General features: G+C 66.6%; 14 protein-coding genes and 3 tRNA genes. 7 read left to right on the top strand and 10 right to left on the bottom strand.

Annotated elements, in window-relative coordinates:
* The first annotated feature begins 398 nt into the window (after nt 1–398).
* The 4 genes from ACEI37_RS21450 to ACEI37_RS21465 all read left to right on the top strand — a co-directional run bounded on the left by ACEI37_RS21450 (nt 399) and on the right by ACEI37_RS21465 (nt 2,885).
* Entirely contained in the window at nt 399–1,055 is a 657-nt protein-coding gene (locus ACEI37_RS21450) for an energy transducer TonB (protein WP_115703866.1), read from the top strand.
* 63 nt (nt 1,056–1,118) lie between these two features.
* A complete protein-coding gene (locus ACEI37_RS21455) occupies nt 1,119–1,847 on the top strand; it encodes a MotA/TolQ/ExbB proton channel family protein (protein WP_373378072.1) in 729 nt (242 codons plus the stop codon).
* Between the two features lie 21 nt (nt 1,848–1,868).
* Nucleotides 1,869–2,282, top strand: coding sequence for a biopolymer transporter ExbD (locus ACEI37_RS21460; protein ID WP_012353289.1), 414 nt, complete (start codon nt 1,869–1,871; stop codon nt 2,280–2,282).
* Between the two features lie 273 nt (nt 2,283–2,555).
* A complete protein-coding gene (locus ACEI37_RS21465; protein WP_373378073.1) occupies nt 2,556–2,885 on the top strand; it encodes a hemin uptake protein HemP in 330 nt (109 codons plus the stop codon).
* 271 nt (nt 2,886–3,156) lie between these two features.
* Here the strand turns inward: ACEI37_RS21465 and ACEI37_RS21470 are convergent, their stop codons facing one another.
* The 4 genes from ACEI37_RS21470 to ACEI37_RS21485 all read right to left on the bottom strand — a co-directional run bounded on the left by ACEI37_RS21470 (nt 3,157) and on the right by ACEI37_RS21485 (nt 6,426).
* On the bottom strand, nt 3,157–3,564 hold the full coding sequence (locus ACEI37_RS21470) for a heme-binding protein (RefSeq protein ID WP_062800826.1): 408 nt from the start codon (nt 3,562–3,564) through the stop codon (nt 3,157–3,159).
* Nucleotides 3,565–3,724: 160 nt separating this feature from the next.
* Nucleotides 3,725–3,982, bottom strand: coding sequence for a hypothetical protein (locus tag ACEI37_RS21475; RefSeq protein WP_373378074.1), 258 nt, complete (start codon nt 3,980–3,982; stop codon nt 3,725–3,727).
* A 266-nt stretch (nt 3,983–4,248) separates the two neighbouring features.
* Entirely contained in the window at nt 4,249–4,605 is a 357-nt protein-coding gene (locus ACEI37_RS21480; protein WP_373378075.1) for a hypothetical protein, read from the bottom strand.
* A 714-nt stretch (nt 4,606–5,319) separates the two neighbouring features.
* The gene (locus ACEI37_RS21485; protein WP_373378076.1) at nt 5,320–6,426 is read right to left on the bottom strand and encodes a YeiH family protein; all 1,107 of its coding nucleotides are present in this window, start codon (nt 6,424–6,426) and stop codon (nt 5,320–5,322) included.
* A gap of 99 nt (nt 6,427–6,525) precedes the next feature.
* Between ACEI37_RS21485 and ACEI37_RS21490 the strand changes: the two genes are divergently transcribed.
* Nucleotides 6,526–7,467: a LysR family transcriptional regulator gene (locus ACEI37_RS21490; protein WP_373378077.1), complete on the top strand. Its 942-nt coding sequence runs from the start codon at nt 6,526–6,528 to the stop codon at nt 7,465–7,467.
* 46 nt (nt 7,468–7,513) lie between these two features.
* Here ACEI37_RS21490 and ACEI37_RS21495 read toward each other — a convergent pair whose 3' ends face one another.
* From ACEI37_RS21495 to uvrC, 6 genes are all read right to left on the bottom strand, one after another.
* Complete coding sequence (locus ACEI37_RS21495) at nt 7,514–8,746, bottom strand: cation:proton antiporter (protein WP_373378078.1); 1,233 nt, start codon at nt 8,744–8,746, stop codon at nt 7,514–7,516.
* A 360-nt stretch (nt 8,747–9,106) separates the two neighbouring features.
* Nucleotides 9,107–9,180 (bottom strand) — tRNA-Cys (locus ACEI37_RS21500).
* Between the two features lie 100 nt (nt 9,181–9,280).
* Nucleotides 9,281–9,356: transfer RNA gene (locus ACEI37_RS21505), tRNA-Gly, on the bottom strand.
* A 61-nt stretch (nt 9,357–9,417) separates the two neighbouring features.
* Nucleotides 9,418–9,493 (bottom strand) — tRNA-Gly (locus tag ACEI37_RS21510).
* Nucleotides 9,494–9,664: 171 nt separating this feature from the next.
* The gene (gene pgsA / locus ACEI37_RS21515; RefSeq protein ID WP_062800835.1) at nt 9,665–10,264 is read right to left on the bottom strand and encodes a CDP-diacylglycerol--glycerol-3-phosphate 3-phosphatidyltransferase; all 600 of its coding nucleotides are present in this window, start codon (nt 10,262–10,264) and stop codon (nt 9,665–9,667) included.
* 115 nt (nt 10,265–10,379) lie between these two features.
* Entirely contained in the window at nt 10,380–12,395 is a 2,016-nt protein-coding gene (gene uvrC, locus ACEI37_RS21520; protein ID WP_373380295.1) for an excinuclease ABC subunit UvrC, read from the bottom strand.
* A 172-nt stretch (nt 12,396–12,567) separates the two neighbouring features.
* Here uvrC and earP point away from each other — a divergent pair, with 172 nt between their 5' ends.
* Both earP and efp read left to right on the top strand, forming a co-directional pair.
* The gene (gene earP / locus ACEI37_RS21525) at nt 12,568–13,731 is read left to right on the top strand and encodes an elongation factor P maturation arginine rhamnosyltransferase EarP (protein ID WP_373378079.1); all 1,164 of its coding nucleotides are present in this window, start codon (nt 12,568–12,570) and stop codon (nt 13,729–13,731) included.
* 204 nt (nt 13,732–13,935) lie between these two features.
* Nucleotides 13,936–14,496, top strand: a complete 561-nt coding sequence (efp, locus tag ACEI37_RS21530) for an elongation factor P (protein ID WP_010814696.1) — start codon at nt 13,936–13,938, stop codon at nt 14,494–14,496.
* Nucleotides 14,497–14,529 lie beyond the last annotated feature (33 nt).

The raw sequence follows: 14,529 nt of genomic DNA on the forward strand, positions 1-14,529 counted from the left end.
CCCGCCCTGCGGGCGCGCCCGTGCGTGGCCGGCGCCGCCCAGGGTGGCCTGGGGCACCGAAGCGCGCCGCGGTGCGATGGCGTGCGAGCGCGCATGATTCAACCTTATTGCCCCCTCCCGATTTGCCGCCGGGACTTGCCGGTATAACGCGCGCAGGCGGAAAATTCCAGTTGCGACGCACAAATCACAACAAATAAGAATCATTATCGTTTATACTCAGCAGCTGACACGCTGCCCCAGAGTGGCGCTCCCACGGCAACCCTGTTGAAGGAGCGTTTATCATGGAATTGCTGCTTAGCCTGCTGGTCGGTTGCGGCATCTCGCTGATCCTGTTCTACCGCAAGTGACGGCGCACGGCCGCCGAGGTGCCGCCGCCGGCAGACTTTTGTTGTTGACACATGTTCGACCAACGCTTCCTGAAGATTACGCTCGCCGTCCTGCTGTTCCACGTCGGCCTGCTTTACCTGATCCAGAGCGGCCTGGGCCGCAAGCTCACCGAGGCCGTGATCGCGCCGGAAATCATTGCGCGCATCATTCCGCTCGAGCCGCCCAAGCAGGAGGCCCCGCCGGAGCCGCCCAAGCCGAAGCCCAAGCAGGAAACTCCGCCCAAGCAGGTCAAGGTGACCACGCCCAAGCCGACGCCGCCGCAGCCCAAGCCGGCACCGCAGCCGGTCGCCGACCTGCCGCCGACGCCTTCGGCGCCTGAAGCGCCGCCGGCCCCGCCGGCGCCTCCGGCACCGCCAGAGCCCGCCCCGGCACCGGTGTCCGCCGCGCCGCGTGCGGTCGGCATCGGCGAGATCCAGTGCACGCCGCCGCAACCGAAGTATCCTTCCCAGTCGCGCCGCATGGGCGAGACCGGCAAGGCCGTGGTACGGCTGACCACCGATGAAAGCGGCAAGGTCGTCAAGACCGCCGTGGTGTCGTCGAGCGGCTCGTCGCGCCTTGACCAGGCCGCGGTGGAAGCGGTGCAAGCCATGCGCTGCAAGCCCTATATGGACAACGGCCGCGCCGTCGCCGTCACGGCGCAGCAACCGATCGGCTTCGAGCTGAACTGACCGCCCCAGATTTCCGATCTCTGATCTGACCTAAACCAAGCGAACTCACCAGGAAACCAACACATGCAGGACCTCGGACTCACCCACCTCTGGTCGCAAGGCGACTTCGTCATGCGTGCGACCGCCATCATTCTGCTGATCATGTCGCTCGCCTCATGGATCGTGATCCTGACCAAGGCGTGGGATCTGGTGCGCCTGAAGAAGATGGCGCAAGGCGCGGAAAAGCGCTTCTGGCACTCGGACGATTTCGACCACGCACTGGAAACCCTCGGCGCCGGCGATTCCAACCCCTTCCGCACGCTGGCCATCGCCGGCAAGGAAGCCGCCCAGCACCACCGCGCCAGCCAACCGCAGCTGCACGACGTGATGGATATCTCCGACTGGCTGACCCGCTCGCTGAAGAGCTCCATCGATGAATCGGTGGCGCGCATGCAGTCGGGCCTGGCCGTGCTGGCCTCGGTGGGCTCGACCGCGCCGTTCGTCGGCCTGTTCGGCACCGTGTGGGGCATCTACCACGCGCTGATCGGCATCGGCGCCTCGGGCGTGCCGACCATCGACAAGGTTGCCGGACCGGTGGGCGAGGCGCTGATCATGACCGCCTTCGGCCTGGCCGTGGCAATCCCCGCCGTGCTGGGCTATAACGCCCTCACCCGCGGCAACAAGTCGGTGATCTCGAAGCTCAACCGCTTTGCCCACGACCTGCACGCCTACTTCGTCACCGGTGCGCGCGTGCGCCCCACCGGCGCCCGCGCCGATGACGGCACCGTGCGCCTGGCCGCGGCACAGCGCTAAACCGCTAGCAAGGAAGTCATCATGGCATTCGGCACTCTCGAAGGGGACGACGACGAGGTGATGAGCGAAATCAACATGACGCCGCTGGTCGACGTCATGCTGGTGCTGCTGATCATCTTCATCATCACCATCCCCGTGATCAACCACGCGGTGAAGATCGACCTGCCGCGCGCCACCAACACGCCGAACGACCCCAAGCCGCAGAACATCAACGTCTCGATCGATGCAAGCGGCAAGGTCTTCTGGAACCAGGTGGAAGTGGACCAGGCCACGCTGGAAAGCAATATCGCGCTGGCCGCGCAGCAGCAGCCGCAGCCTGAGCTGCACCTGCGCGCCGACCGCGAGGTGCGCTACGAGCGCGTGGCCGAGGTCATGGCAGCCGCGCAGCATGGCGGCCTGGGCAAGATCGGCTTCATCACCGAACCCAAGCAGTAAGCCGGCGCCTGCCGGCGCCTTCTAACGACAAAGGGCACCTTCGGGTGCCCTTTGTCATGGTGCCGACAGCTTGCTCGCAGTTGCCCCCTGGTGCCGCTGCTGCCGCGACAGCGGCCGTAGCCGTTGCCCGAATCTTAGCGAGAGACTATTGTAATGATAACAATTCTCATTTAATATCCTTTTCACTGACTGCGACGGGCGCGGCACGACTGCCCCCTGATTGCACTCCCCTTACTCTCCCTTACTCTCCTATCGCAGAACCGGAGCCAGATGATGAGCACGCTATCCCTGCCGCTGTCGCAACCCCGTGAAGTCACCCGTCGCCGCTTGTCGCTGCGCCGCGTCGACGTGGGCGCGCAATCGCGCCGGGACGCCGGCGCCAAGACCGCCCCGTCGGCGATCGCCTCGGTCAAGTCCGCGGTGGCCGCCCTGCCCGCGCGCCTGGAAGCGCTGGTGCGCGACAGCCTGAGTTCGGCGCCAGCGGGCGAGCCGGTGGCGCTGGAAGCCATCATGCGCGGTGCCAGCACGCTGCCGATCCTGCACAACGGCGAGGTCTACACGCTGCGCGTGACGCGCTATGGGAAGCTGATCCTGACCAAATGATGCAGCCCCACGGCGATTCCACAGGGAGCCAGCCAGGGGGAAGCGATTCGAAAACCCGCGCCAGGCGCGGACGCCACGATCGTGGCAGCAAAGACTTTTGTGGGGACCACCTCGGAACGAGGTGTTGGGCAGTAGCCAGGTATGCGTGCCGCAGGCGGGAGTCAGACCCCACGCCAGGCCGGCCGTACCCAGCCATGCCCTCTTTTATGCCGCCCCGCAGGCCGTGCCTGCGGGGCTTTTTCATGCGCCGGCGTCAGCACCGGCGCGTGTCTTACAGGCCCAGCGCGGCGATGCCGGCACGCGCGACCTGCGCGTCCTCGGTCGACTTCACGCCCGACACGCCGACGGCGCCCACTACCTGCTCGTTGCAGACGATGGGCACGCCGCCCTCCAGCATGCCCTGCAGCACCGGCGCCGTCATGAACGAGTAGCGGCCGTTGTTGATCATGTCTTCGTAGACCTTCGACTCACGGCGGCCCAGCGCCGAGGTACGGGCCTTCTCGCCGGCGATATAGGCCGAGATCGGCGCGGCGCCGTCCAGGCGCTGCATGGCCAGCATATGGCCGCCGTCGTCGACCACGACGATGGACACGGCCCAGTGATGGTTCTTTGCCTCGGTTTCCGCTGCGGCCATGATCTTCTTCACGTCGTCTGCCGTCAGAACCGTCTTTTGCTGCATGCCACTCTCCTGGTCATTGATTTGGATAGAGGCCGAAGTATAGCGCCGCACCTGCGCCACCGTCATGGCAAGCGGCCCGTCGTGCCCCGCCCGCCGTGCCCACCACGGCAAAATGGCCCGCGAGCGGGCCATTCGTCATGCTGGTACTGCAGCGGTGCGGTCAGGCGCCGTCGGTGAACGCATCGGGCTTGCCTACGCGGGCGCCGTCGGTGTACGGGTCGGTCTTGCCGACACGCGCGCCATCGGTGAACGGATCCGGCTTGCCGACCTTGGCGCCATCGGTGTACGGGTCGACTGCGCCGACCTTGGCGCCGTCGAGATACGGGTCGACCTTGCCGACCGCAGCGAACGAGGCGGTGGACGCAGTGCCCAGGAGCGCCAGTGCGGCGGCGGCCATCACGGCTTGTTTGATCTTCATGAGATTCCCCTTGCTTCTTGGTTGGTCACGGCATCGCACGCCAGATGAACCAGCGTCATCGCGATGTCACATAAGTAGTTTAGGGAAAACCCTTATCCTGATGCAGGTGATGCTTTGAGCAGTCTGTTCAAATATTTTGACCTCGATCAAATTGCGCCAGCCTGCCAGGAACCAGCCCGGCACCGTTATGTCGCAATGCAGCGCCAAAAGGAAAGGGCCCGAAACCGGGCCCTTTCCGTCAGGACAAGCTGAATCGAAGACAGCGTTTAATCGCGCCACCTGCCGTGACCGTGACCATGCCCGTGGCCATGACCGCGGTGATAGCCCGGCGGGCCATAGTAGCCGCGGTGGCCGCCGTAATGGCGGGGCGGGCCGTAATAGCCAGGGCCGTAGTAGACCGGACGGGGACGAACCACCACGGGCGGCGGACCGTAATAGACCGGAGCCGGCGCCACCACGACGGGCGGCGGGCCATAGTAGGCCGGAGCGGGCGGATAATACGCCGGCGCACCGATCACCACGCCCGGAACGCCGACGGACACGCCAACGCTCACATGGGCCATGGCTGCGCCAGACGCCAACCCGGCGGCAATACCGCATGCTGCAAGCCACCAACGTTTCATATCCGCCTCTCAAAGTGGGATTTCTCGTAACTGATATTGTAGGGGTTCGGAAATTTCCAGGTGCAACGGCGCACACGACATTGTTACCAGCCGTAACAGTGTCGTCACTTTTCGCCTGGGGCTGGTCTGAGGTGTCGGCGCGCTCGCGCCTTGCCCTTTCGCCTTAGCCGCAGCTTGCATCCGGGATGCGGAGCCACCACAATATCGGCCTTGCCGCGCGCTGCGGCAACCGGTGCCGGTCTGGCGCAACCGGAAACAGACGCAGCGCTCGCGCCCGAGTGGTGAAATCGGTAGACACAAGGGACTTGAAAATTTGAGCCTTCGGGGGGAAACGCCCGAAGTGACGCCCGTCAAAGTCGGCGAACGCCCTGGATGCATGGCATCCGAGCCAACGCCGAGCCAAGCCCATTCGCATGGTTGGGAAGGTGTAGAGAGCAGACGGCGGGCACCTACGGCCGCAAGGCTATGGTGAAGGCGTGCTCCAGCCCACGAACAGCGCCCGCGCTGGCGGCGAAAGCCGAAGTGGGAAGAAAATCCCTCGCCGCAAGGCGTGCCGGTTCGATTCCGGCCTCGGGCACCAATCCACGGTTGCCGCCATTTGCGTGGCGACGACATCCAGCGGAGCGCCGCTCATTACTGACGGCCGCCAGACTTGCAGCAAAACAAGAAGGGGGCCATCGCCCCCCTTTTTTAGCCTGGCCGCTGACTGCGCCGTCACGCCATGGCGTAGCACATCAGCGCCCCCACCCCCATCAGGAACACGAACAGCACCCCGGCCAGCGCCAGCGGCTTGCGGCCGGCGCGCACCAGGTCGCCGATGCGGGTGTGCAGGCCGATCGCCAGCATCGCGCAGGCCAGCAGCCAGTTGTCCAGCGCAATCAGCGGCGCCTTCCAGGCAGCGGGCACGGCGCCGGCCGAGTTGACCGCCATCACGGCGACAAAGCCCACTGCAAACCACGGCACCGACTTCAGGATGCCGCGCAGGCGTCCCGCCCCGGCTCCGGACTTGGCCGCTTGCGACCCACCCTGCGGCCACAGCGCCATCACCAGCAGCAGCGGGCCGAGGGCCAGCACGCGCACCATCTTGGCCACCACGGCGGCGTCGGCAGTCGGCTCGCTGATCATCTTGCCGGCGGCGATCACCTGCGCCACCTCGTGCAGTGTCGCCCCGGTAAAGATGCCGAACATGCGCTCGGTCACGGCCCAATGCCAGTGGCCGGTGGCCAGTTCGTACAGGTAGGGATAGAGCAGCATGCCCACGGTACCGAACAGCACCACCGTCGCCACCGCCACCGCAGTCTGCTTGTCGTCGGTGCGCACCACCGACGACACCGCGATGGCCGCGGCCGCGCCGCAGATGGCGCTGCCGGAACTGACCAGGATCGCCTCGCGACGGCTCAGGCCGAAGAAGGCCGTGCCGACCCAGGTGCCGAACAGCAGCGTGGCGACCAGCATGGTCAGCGGCACGGCGATGCCCGGCAGGCCCAGCGCGACGATCGAGGCGAAGGTCAGGCGCAGCCCGTACAGCGCGACGCCCAGCCGCAGCAGGTAGTGCCGCGCCACCTGCATGCCGGGAGCCAGCGGCGCCAGCCAATGGCGCGGCAGCGTATTGGCCGCGACCATGCCGGCGCACATGGCCAGCGTCAGCGCGCTGAGCCCGTAGCGCGATACCGCCGGATGCTCGGCCAGTGCAATCGCCAGCCACGCAATGCCGCCCAGCGGGAGCAGCGTCAGCAAGCGCTGCGACCAGGGCGGCGGCAAGGCCGGTGCGGCGGCTGGCGCGGTGACCGGAGTGGTGCGGGGGCTGGAGACGGAAGACATGGCAGGCTCGGGTTGGTGTGCTCTAGTGACTCCAGCGTAATGGCGCCCACCTAACCCGTAAAACGGGTAATATCGTTATGCGTTATTGATATTTTCGATATGGACCTCCACCCCCAACCGCCAGCCGCCCCGCGGCCGGAGCAGCGTCCGCTGCGCCTGACGTTGCGCCAGTTGTCCGTCTTTGTCGCGGTGGCCCAGCATGGCAGCACCATGGCGGCGGCCCAGGCGCTGGCGATGTCGCAGTCGGCGGTCAGCGCGTCGCTGGCGGAGCTGGAGCGCGCGCTGGACAGCCCGTTGTTCGACCGCATCGCGCGCCGCCTCAGCATCAACGAGACCGGTCGGCAATTTTTTCCGCGCGCGCTGTCGCTGCTGGACCAGGCGCAGGAGCTGGAGCGTTTTGCCAGCCAGACCGGGGTCCAGTTGCGCATCGCCGCCAGCAACACCATCGGCAGCTATATGCTGCCGCCGCTGCTGGCGGGTTTCCGCCACTCGCGCAGCGGGCCATGCACGCTGGACCTGCGCATCGGCAATACCCGCGAGGTGCTGCAGTCGCTGCTGCAGTTCGAAGCCGATATCGGCCTGGTCGAGGGCGCCAGCCATGAACGCGACCTGCGCAGCGTGCGCTGGTGCGACGACGAGATGGTGATGATCGTCGGCCCGTCCCACCCGCTGGCCGCGGCGCCCCATGACCTGGTGGCCCTGCGCGATGCCGAGTGGATCGTGCGCGAGCCCGGCTCGGGCACGCGCGAGGTGATCGAGGAGCGGCTGGTGCCGCTGCTGGGCGAACTGCGCTTCGCGCTGGAACTGGGCAATGCCGAGGCCATCAAGCGCGCGGTGATGAGCGGCTTTGGCGTCAGCTGCCTGTCGCTGCACGTGGTGCGCGACGAACTCGAGCGCGGCACGCTGGTGGCGATCCGCGACGGCCTGCCACGCATCGTCCGCCCCCTGCAACTGGTGGTGCACCAGGACAAGTTCCCGACCCAGGGTCTGCTGGCGTTCACCGAATACCTGCGCACCATGGCGCCACGCATCGGCGCCTAAAGGAAGCCGCTCAGGAAGCCGCTCTGTAAGCCGCGCTGGAAGCCCCTCAGGCCGGCTGGGGATCCGCACCGTGGCTGCGGCGCGCGGTGTACAGGTCGAGCATGTGGAACAGCACGGGATTGAGCATGATCGACAGCAGCGCGCCGGCCAGGATCAGCGCTTGGCCGCGCTCGGGCAAGATCTTCAGATAGACGCCCAGGCTGGCGAGGATGAACGAGAACTCGCCGATCTGCGCCAGGCTGACGGCAATGGTCATGCCGGTCTGCCCCGAATGCCCGAAGGCGCGTACGATCCCCAGCGCCGCCAGCGACTTGCCGACCACGATGATAAACACCGTCGCCAGCACGCCCCAGGGGTCGTTCACCAGCACCATCGGGTCGAACAGCATGCCCACCGAAACGAAGAACAGCACGGCGAAGGCGTCGCGCAGCGGCAGCGATTCCTCGGCAGCGCGATGGCTGAATTCGGATTCCGCCAGCACCATGCCCGCGAAGAAGGCCCCCAGCGCAAACGACACGCCGAACAGCGCATAGGCGCCATAGGCCACGCCCAGCGCCGTTGCCAGCACGCCCAGTCGGAACATCTCGCGGTTGCCGGTCCAGACGATGCGCTCGAGCATCCACGGGATAAAGCGGCGGCCAATCACCAGCATCACCGCGACGAACGCCGCCACCTTGCCCAGCGTGGCGAAAATCGCCAGCACCACCTCGCCAGTGCCCGGGCCGGCGTCGCCCGAAGTCTCGCCCGCGCCGGCCAGCAGGCCCGCCATCGCCGGCAGCAGCACCAGTGCCAGCACCATCGCCAGGTCTTCGACGATCAGCCAGCCGACGGCAATGCGCCCCTGCGGCGATTCCACCAGGTTGCGTTCCTGCAGGGCCTTGAGCAGCACCACGGTGCTGGCCACCGACAGCGCCAGCCCGTACACCAGCCCCTGCCCCCAAGACCAGCCGAAGCCCCACGACACCAGCATGCCCATCAGCGTGGCGATGCCGATCTGCACCACCGCGCCCGGAATGGCGATGCGCTTGACCGCCATCAGGTCCTTGATCGAGAAATGCAGGCCCACGCCGAACATCAGCAGGATCACGCCCAGCTCGGCCAGTTCCGGCGCCAGCGCCTGGTCGGCGGTGTAACCGGGGGTATGCGGCCCCACCACAATGCCCGCGCACAGGTAACCGATCAACGGCGGCAGGCGCAGACGGCTGGCGACCGCGCCAAGGATAAAGGCCAGGACGATACCGCCGACGATGGTACTGATGAGCGGGGTGGCGTGATGCATGCGTGCGGGATTCCTCGTGTCAGGGGCTGAACGGCTAACCCGCTCCCTTGCCTGGCGAGTGGCACAGCGCATCCGGCGCGCACCAGCGTTCAGCGCGGGACAGTCGCCGCAACCATCGGCAGCAGCATCGGAACGGGGAAGAACGGGAGATGCCGCAGCGGCCCCGGACACGCCGGCGGCGCGTCACGGATCGGGGATGGCGATTGACATGCTGCCCCGCGAGCCAAGCCGCGGAGCCCCCCGAAAAGCGTACGACAGGAGTAATGTAACATGCCCGCCACGTCCGGGCGGTGCAGCCGGTCCACCAATGCGGCCCGGAAAAACAAAAACGGCGCCCAAAGGCGCCGTTCTGCTTGCAACTGGAGGCGGAGGTCGGAATCGAACCGGCGTACACGGCTTTGCAGGCCGCTGCATAACCACTCTGCCACCCCGCCAGGTGACGTGCTGCTGGATTGTATCCGCATTCAGCCGCGGTTGCCGCGGCGCTGCGATTCAACCCAAACAAAAAGGGAAGCGTGGCTTCCCTTTGGGGATTGGAGCGGGAGACGAGTCTCGAACTCGCGACCTCAACCTTGGCAAGGTTGCGCTCTACCAACTGAGCTACTCCCGCATACATCTTTTGCTGCCAGCCCCGCACCGCGATGACCACGCTGCCAAGACCTGATTTGACTTGGAGCGGGAGACGAGTCTCGAACTCGCGACCTCAACCTTGGCAAGGTTGCGCTCTACCAACTGAGCTACTCCCGCAGGGCACTACTAAAATCCAATTAAGGTGTTTTATGCCGCAAAACGCAGATATCTCACAACATCTTGCGCTAAACCCACCTTATCTCGCTGCTTTCGCTTGCGTCGTCAGCAACGAGAATGAGATTATGCAAAGAACTGCCCTCCCCGTCAACCACTTTTTCGATTTTCTTTTCATTTGGGCGCGCCTGCGCGCGCCACCACGTTGCTGCGTTCGCGGATCTGCGGCCATGCCAGCTTCATGTAGTAGATCATCGACCACAGCGTCAGCACCGCCGCCACGTAGATCATCCAGGTGCCGAGCAAATGGGCATCGAAGCCGAACAGGCGGTCGCTGAACAGCAGCAGCGGAATCGCCACCATCTGCACCGTGGTCTTGAGCTTGCCCAGGAAATTCACCGCGACGCTCTTGGAGGCGCCGATCTGCGCCATCCACTCGCGCAGCGCCGAAATGGTGATCTCGCGCCCGATGATGACCAGCGCGATCAGGTCGGTGACGCGGTCCAGCGCCAGCAGCGACAGCAGCGCCGCAGTCACCATCAACTTGTCGGCAACCGGGTCCAGGAACGCCCCGAACGACGAGGTCTGGTTCCACCGCCGCGCGAGGAAGCCGTCGAGCCAGTCGGTCACCGCGGCGATGATGAAGAACGCCGCCGCGGTCAGGTTCTTGGTGTGCATCGGCAGCCAGGCATCGGGCAGGTAAAAGACCCCCACCACCAGTGGAATCATGGCGACGCGAAGCCAGGTCAGCAGGATCGGGATATTGAAGGGCATGGAACTCGGACGGCGGGGGACGGTAACCAATCTTGCGATTGTCGCCGATTTCGGGGCCAATCGAGCATTTCCGGCGATCGGCGTGCCGGCCCGCCGCCGGCCACGGCGGCCGCGGTCAGTGCAGCTGCCGGTAGATTTCCTCGGCAAGGCCGCGCGAAATGCCCTCGACGCTGGCCAGTTCGTCGATGCTCGCGGCCATCACGCCGCGCAGGCCGCCGAAGCGGGTCAGCAGCTTCTGGCGACGGCGCGCGCCGATGCCCTCGATCTCTTCCAGCCGCGAGGTGGTGCGCGTCTTGGCGCGGCGCGCGCGCATGCCGGTGATGGCAAAGCGGTGCGCCTCGTCGCGGATCTGCGCCACCAGCATCAGCGCGGCGCTGCCCTGGCCTAGTTCCAGCGCGGGGCGGCCATCGGCGAACACCAGCGTCTCCAGCCCCACCTTGCGGCCCTCGCCCTTGGCCACGCCGACCAGCAGGCCGATATCCAGGCCCAGCTCCTCGAACACCTGCCGCGCCACCTCGACCTGGCCCTTGCCGCCGTCGATCAGCACGATCTGCGGCACCAGCGCCGCGGCTTCGCTGCCACCTTCCGTGCCGCCGTCTTCCTGGATCTGCTCGACCAGCTTCTGGTAGCGCCGCGTCAGCACCTGGCGCATCGCCGCGTAGTCGTCGCCCGGGATGATGTCCTGGATGTTATAGCGCCGGTATTCGCTGTTCTGCATGTCGTGGTGGTGGTACACCACGCACGACGCCTGCGTGGCCTCGCCGGCGGTATGGCTGATGTCGAAGCACTCGACGCGCAGCAGCGCCAGGTCTTCCAGGTCCAGCCCGATGGTTTCCGCCAGCGCGCGCGTGCGCGCTTCCTGGCTGCCCTGCTCGGCCAGGCGGCGCGACAGCGCCAGCGCCGCGCCCTGCTGCGCCATCTCCAGCCAGATCTTGCGCTGGCCCTGCGGCTGGCGCACCAGCGTGACCTTGCGCCCGGCATGCAGCGCCAGCGCCTCGAGCACCGCGCCGTCGTCCGGCACATGGCTGACCACGATGATGGGCGGCGCCGGCTGCTCCAGGTAGTGCTGCACCATGAAGGCCGACAGCACGCGCGTGGCGATGCGGTCCACCGTCAACGGCAGCGCGGCGGCCAGGGCGCCGGGCTCGTCGGCGCCATCTTCGGCGCGCTCGTCGGCGTCCTCGACGATCATCGCCGCTTCATCCGCATGGGCCGGGAAGTAGGCCTTGTCGCCCAGGTGGCGACCGCCGCGCACCATCGCCAGGTTGACGCAGGCGCGCCCGCCCTCGACCGCGACGGCCAGCACGTCGATGTCGCGCGCCTGCCCGCCCACCTCTTCCACCGCCTGGCGCTTGAGCACGGTCGACAGCGCCGCGATCTGGTCGCGCACCGCCGCCGCCTGCTCGAATTCCAGCCGCTCGGCGTGCTGCTCCATCTTGCCCTGCAGCCCCTCCAGCACCTCGGTCTGGCGACCTTGCAGGAAGCGGGCGGCGTTGGCCACGTCGCGCGCGTAGTCGTCCTCGCTGATGGCATTGACGCACGGCCCGGTGCAGCGGTGGATCTGGTGCAGCAGGCACGGCCGCGTGCGGTTGTTGAAGACGGTGTCCTCGCAGGTGCGCAGCTGGAACACCTTCTGCAGGATCTGCATGCTTTCGCGCACCGCATAAGCGCTCGGGAACGGGCCGAAGTACTGGTGCTTGCGGTCGGTGGCGCCGCGGTAGTACGCCATACGCGGGAAGCGGTGCCCGGTCAGCTTCAGGAACGGGTACGACTTGTCGTCGCGGAACAGGATGTTGTAGCGCGGCGCCAGCGCCTTGATCAGGTTGTTCTCGAGCAGCAGCGCCTCGGCCTCGGTGCGCACTACCGTGGTCTCGATGCGCGCGATGCGCGACACCATCATCGCAATGCGCGGCGACAGCTGGGTCTTGTTGAAGTAGCTCGCCACCCGCTTCTTCAGGTCGCGCGCCTTGCCCACGTAAAGCACGTTGCCGTGCGCGTCGAAATAGCGGTAGACGCCAGGCAAGCCGGGCAGGCGCGAGATGACAGGCCGCGCGTCGAAGGGCTCGGCCGGAGCCTCGGCCAGGGCTTCAGCGGGCGCTTCAGCCTGCGTTTCCGCTGGCGCAGCAGGCATCTCGGCGTGCGCCTCGACCGGTACCTCGTCGGCGGGTTTCGGGGAATCGGGTTGCTGGTCTGACATGTGGGGACGGTGACCGCTGCGGACCGGCGCGCGTCAATGCCGCGCGGCCTCTAAAATCGCAAGTTTAGAGCAATTCAACCGCGCGCCCCGCCGACCACCACCTCTCATGCCTATCCGTTCCTGGGACATCTTCTGCACCGTGATCGACAACTTCGGCGACATCGGCGTCTGCTGGCGGCTGGCCCGCCAGCTGGCGCAGGAGCACGGGCACGCGGTGCGGCTGTGGGTCGACGACCTGGCCAGCTTCGCCCGGCTGGCGCCGGAGCTGGACACAGCCGCCGCGGTCCAGCACCTCGCCGGCGTGGAAATCCGCCCCTGGCACCCGTCCGCCGCGGCCGGCGAAGCCGACGGCACCGCCGGCGCCATGCCGCACGATGCCGTCATCGAAGCCTTCGCCTGCCACCTGCCGCCGGCGTTCCTCGAGCGCATGGCGGCGCGCGCGCCCAAACCCGCGTGGATCAACCTGGAATACCTGAGCGCCGAAGCGTGGGTGCGTGAACATCATGCGATGCCCTCGCCCCATCCGCGCCTGCCGCTGGTCAAGCACTTCTTCTTTCCCGGCTTCGAACCCGGCACCGGCGGGCTGCTGCGTGAATCGATGCTGGGCGCGCAGCGCGCCGCGTTCCTGGACGGCGCGGCGGCGCAGGCATCACTGTGGCACCGGCTGGGCGTGACGCCGCTGACCGATGCGCTGCGCGTGAGCCTGTTCGCCTACCGCAACCCCGTGCTGCCGGCGCTGTTGGAGCAATGGCGCGACGGCAGCGAGGCCGTCCATTGCCTGGTGCCGGCCGGCCTGGCGGCCCGGCAAGTGGCGGAGTGGCTCGGCGCCTCGCTGGAGCCGCACCGGCCGGTCGCGCGCGGCAGCCTGTGCGTGCAGGCCACTCCCTTCGTGCGGCAGGAACACTATGACGAACTGCTGTGGGCCTGCGACCTCAATTTCGTGCGCGGCGAGGACTCCTTCGTGCGCGCGCAGTGGGCGGCGCGGCCGCTGGTCTGGCACATCTATCCGCAGGACGACGAGGCCCACCGGGTCAAGCTCGATGCCTGGCTGGACCTGTTCGCGCAGAGCGGCGTGGCACCGGACGCGGCGGCTGCGCTTGCCGATTTCTGGCACGCCTGGAACGGCTACGGCAATGCGCCCGACTGGCCACGCCTGCGGGCGCAGCTGCCGGCACTTGCGGCGATCGCGCCGCGCTGGGAGCGGCGCTTGCAGCATCCAGGCGACCTTGCCGCCAACCTGGTGGCGTTTTGCGAAAATCAGGTAAAATAACCGGTTGATCCAAATGGCGACCGGGCCGGAGAACCAGGGTCTTGCCGGGCGTGAACCACCACGCGGGGCAATGGCCTAAAGCAAGCTGGGCACGGGGTCGCGAGCGCGTGGATCCGGGCTCTCGCGGGCTTACCGCGGGCACGCCGGCAGCGCGCCTTCGCCATTCCAAATTCCTAGACTTTATTTTTCAGGAAATCAGTTCAGATGAAAATCGCACAGGAACTCCGCGTCGGTAACGTGTTCATGATCGGCGGCGATCCGATGGTCGTGCAGAAGGCCGAGTACAACAAGTCGGGCCGCAACGCCGCTGTGGTCAAGATGAAGTACAAGAACCTGCTGACGGACGCACCGGGCGAGTCAGTGTTCAAGGCCGACGACAAGTTCGAAGTGGTGGTGCTCGAGCGCCGCGAATGCACCTACTCGTACTTCGCTGACCCGATGTACGTGTTCATGGACGCCGACTACAACCAGTACGAAGTCGAGAAGGACAGCATGGGTGACTCGCTGAACTACCTCGAGGACGGCATGAACGTTGAAGTCGTGTTCTACAACGACAAGGCCATCTCGGTCGAAATGCCGACCACGCTGGTCCGCGAAATCGTCTACACCGAGCCGGCCGTCAAGGGCGACACCTCGTCGGGCAAGGTGCTCAAGGGCGCCAAGATCAACACCGGCTTCGAGCTGCAAGTGCCGCTGTTCTGCAACATCGGCGACAAGATCGAAATCGACACCCGCACCGGCGAATACCGCAGCCGCGCCAACTAAGGCGCTGGTCTGGCCCCGCTTCAACGCGGGGCG

This window comes from Cupriavidus nantongensis (genome assembly GCF_041726985.1).
Classification (GTDB): Bacteria; Pseudomonadota; Gammaproteobacteria; order Burkholderiales; family Burkholderiaceae; genus Cupriavidus; species Cupriavidus nantongensis_A.

Excerpts from the sequence above, each read along its gene's own strand:
- ACEI37_RS21480 (WP_373378075.1), bottom strand. The coding sequence starts at position 4,605 with ATGAAACGTTGGTGGCTTGCAGCATGCGGTATTGCCGCCGGGTTGGCG.
- ACEI37_RS21450 (WP_115703866.1), top strand. The coding sequence starts at position 399 with ATGTTCGACCAACGCTTCCTGAAGATTACGCTCGCCGTCCTGCTGTTC.
- uvrC (WP_373380295.1), bottom strand. The coding sequence starts at position 12,395 with ATGCCTGCTGCGCCAGCGGAAACGCAGGCTGAAGCGCCCGCTGAAGCC.
- ACEI37_RS21490 (WP_373378077.1), top strand. The coding sequence starts at position 6,526 with ATGGACCTCCACCCCCAACCGCCAGCCGCCCCGCGGCCGGAGCAGCGT.
- efp (WP_010814696.1), top strand. The coding sequence starts at position 13,936 with ATGAAAATCGCACAGGAACTCCGCGTCGGTAACGTGTTCATGATCGGC.
- ACEI37_RS21495 (WP_373378078.1), bottom strand. The coding sequence starts at position 8,746 with ATGCATCACGCCACCCCGCTCATCAGTACCATCGTCGGCGGTATCGTC.
- ACEI37_RS21465 (WP_373378073.1), top strand. The coding sequence starts at position 2,556 with ATGAGCACGCTATCCCTGCCGCTGTCGCAACCCCGTGAAGTCACCCGT.
- ACEI37_RS21485 (WP_373378076.1), bottom strand. The coding sequence starts at position 6,426 with ATGTCTTCCGTCTCCAGCCCCCGCACCACTCCGGTCACCGCGCCAGCC.
- ACEI37_RS21475 (WP_373378074.1), bottom strand. The coding sequence starts at position 3,982 with ATGAAGATCAAACAAGCCGTGATGGCCGCCGCCGCACTGGCGCTCCTG.
- ACEI37_RS21455 (WP_373378072.1), top strand. The coding sequence starts at position 1,119 with ATGCAGGACCTCGGACTCACCCACCTCTGGTCGCAAGGCGACTTCGTC.
- ACEI37_RS21460 (WP_012353289.1), top strand. The coding sequence starts at position 1,869 with ATGGCATTCGGCACTCTCGAAGGGGACGACGACGAGGTGATGAGCGAA.
- earP (WP_373378079.1), top strand. The coding sequence starts at position 12,568 with ATGCCTATCCGTTCCTGGGACATCTTCTGCACCGTGATCGACAACTTC.
- pgsA (WP_062800835.1), bottom strand. The coding sequence starts at position 10,264 with ATGCCCTTCAATATCCCGATCCTGCTGACCTGGCTTCGCGTCGCCATG.
- ACEI37_RS21470 (WP_062800826.1), bottom strand. The coding sequence starts at position 3,564 with ATGCAGCAAAAGACGGTTCTGACGGCAGACGACGTGAAGAAGATCATG.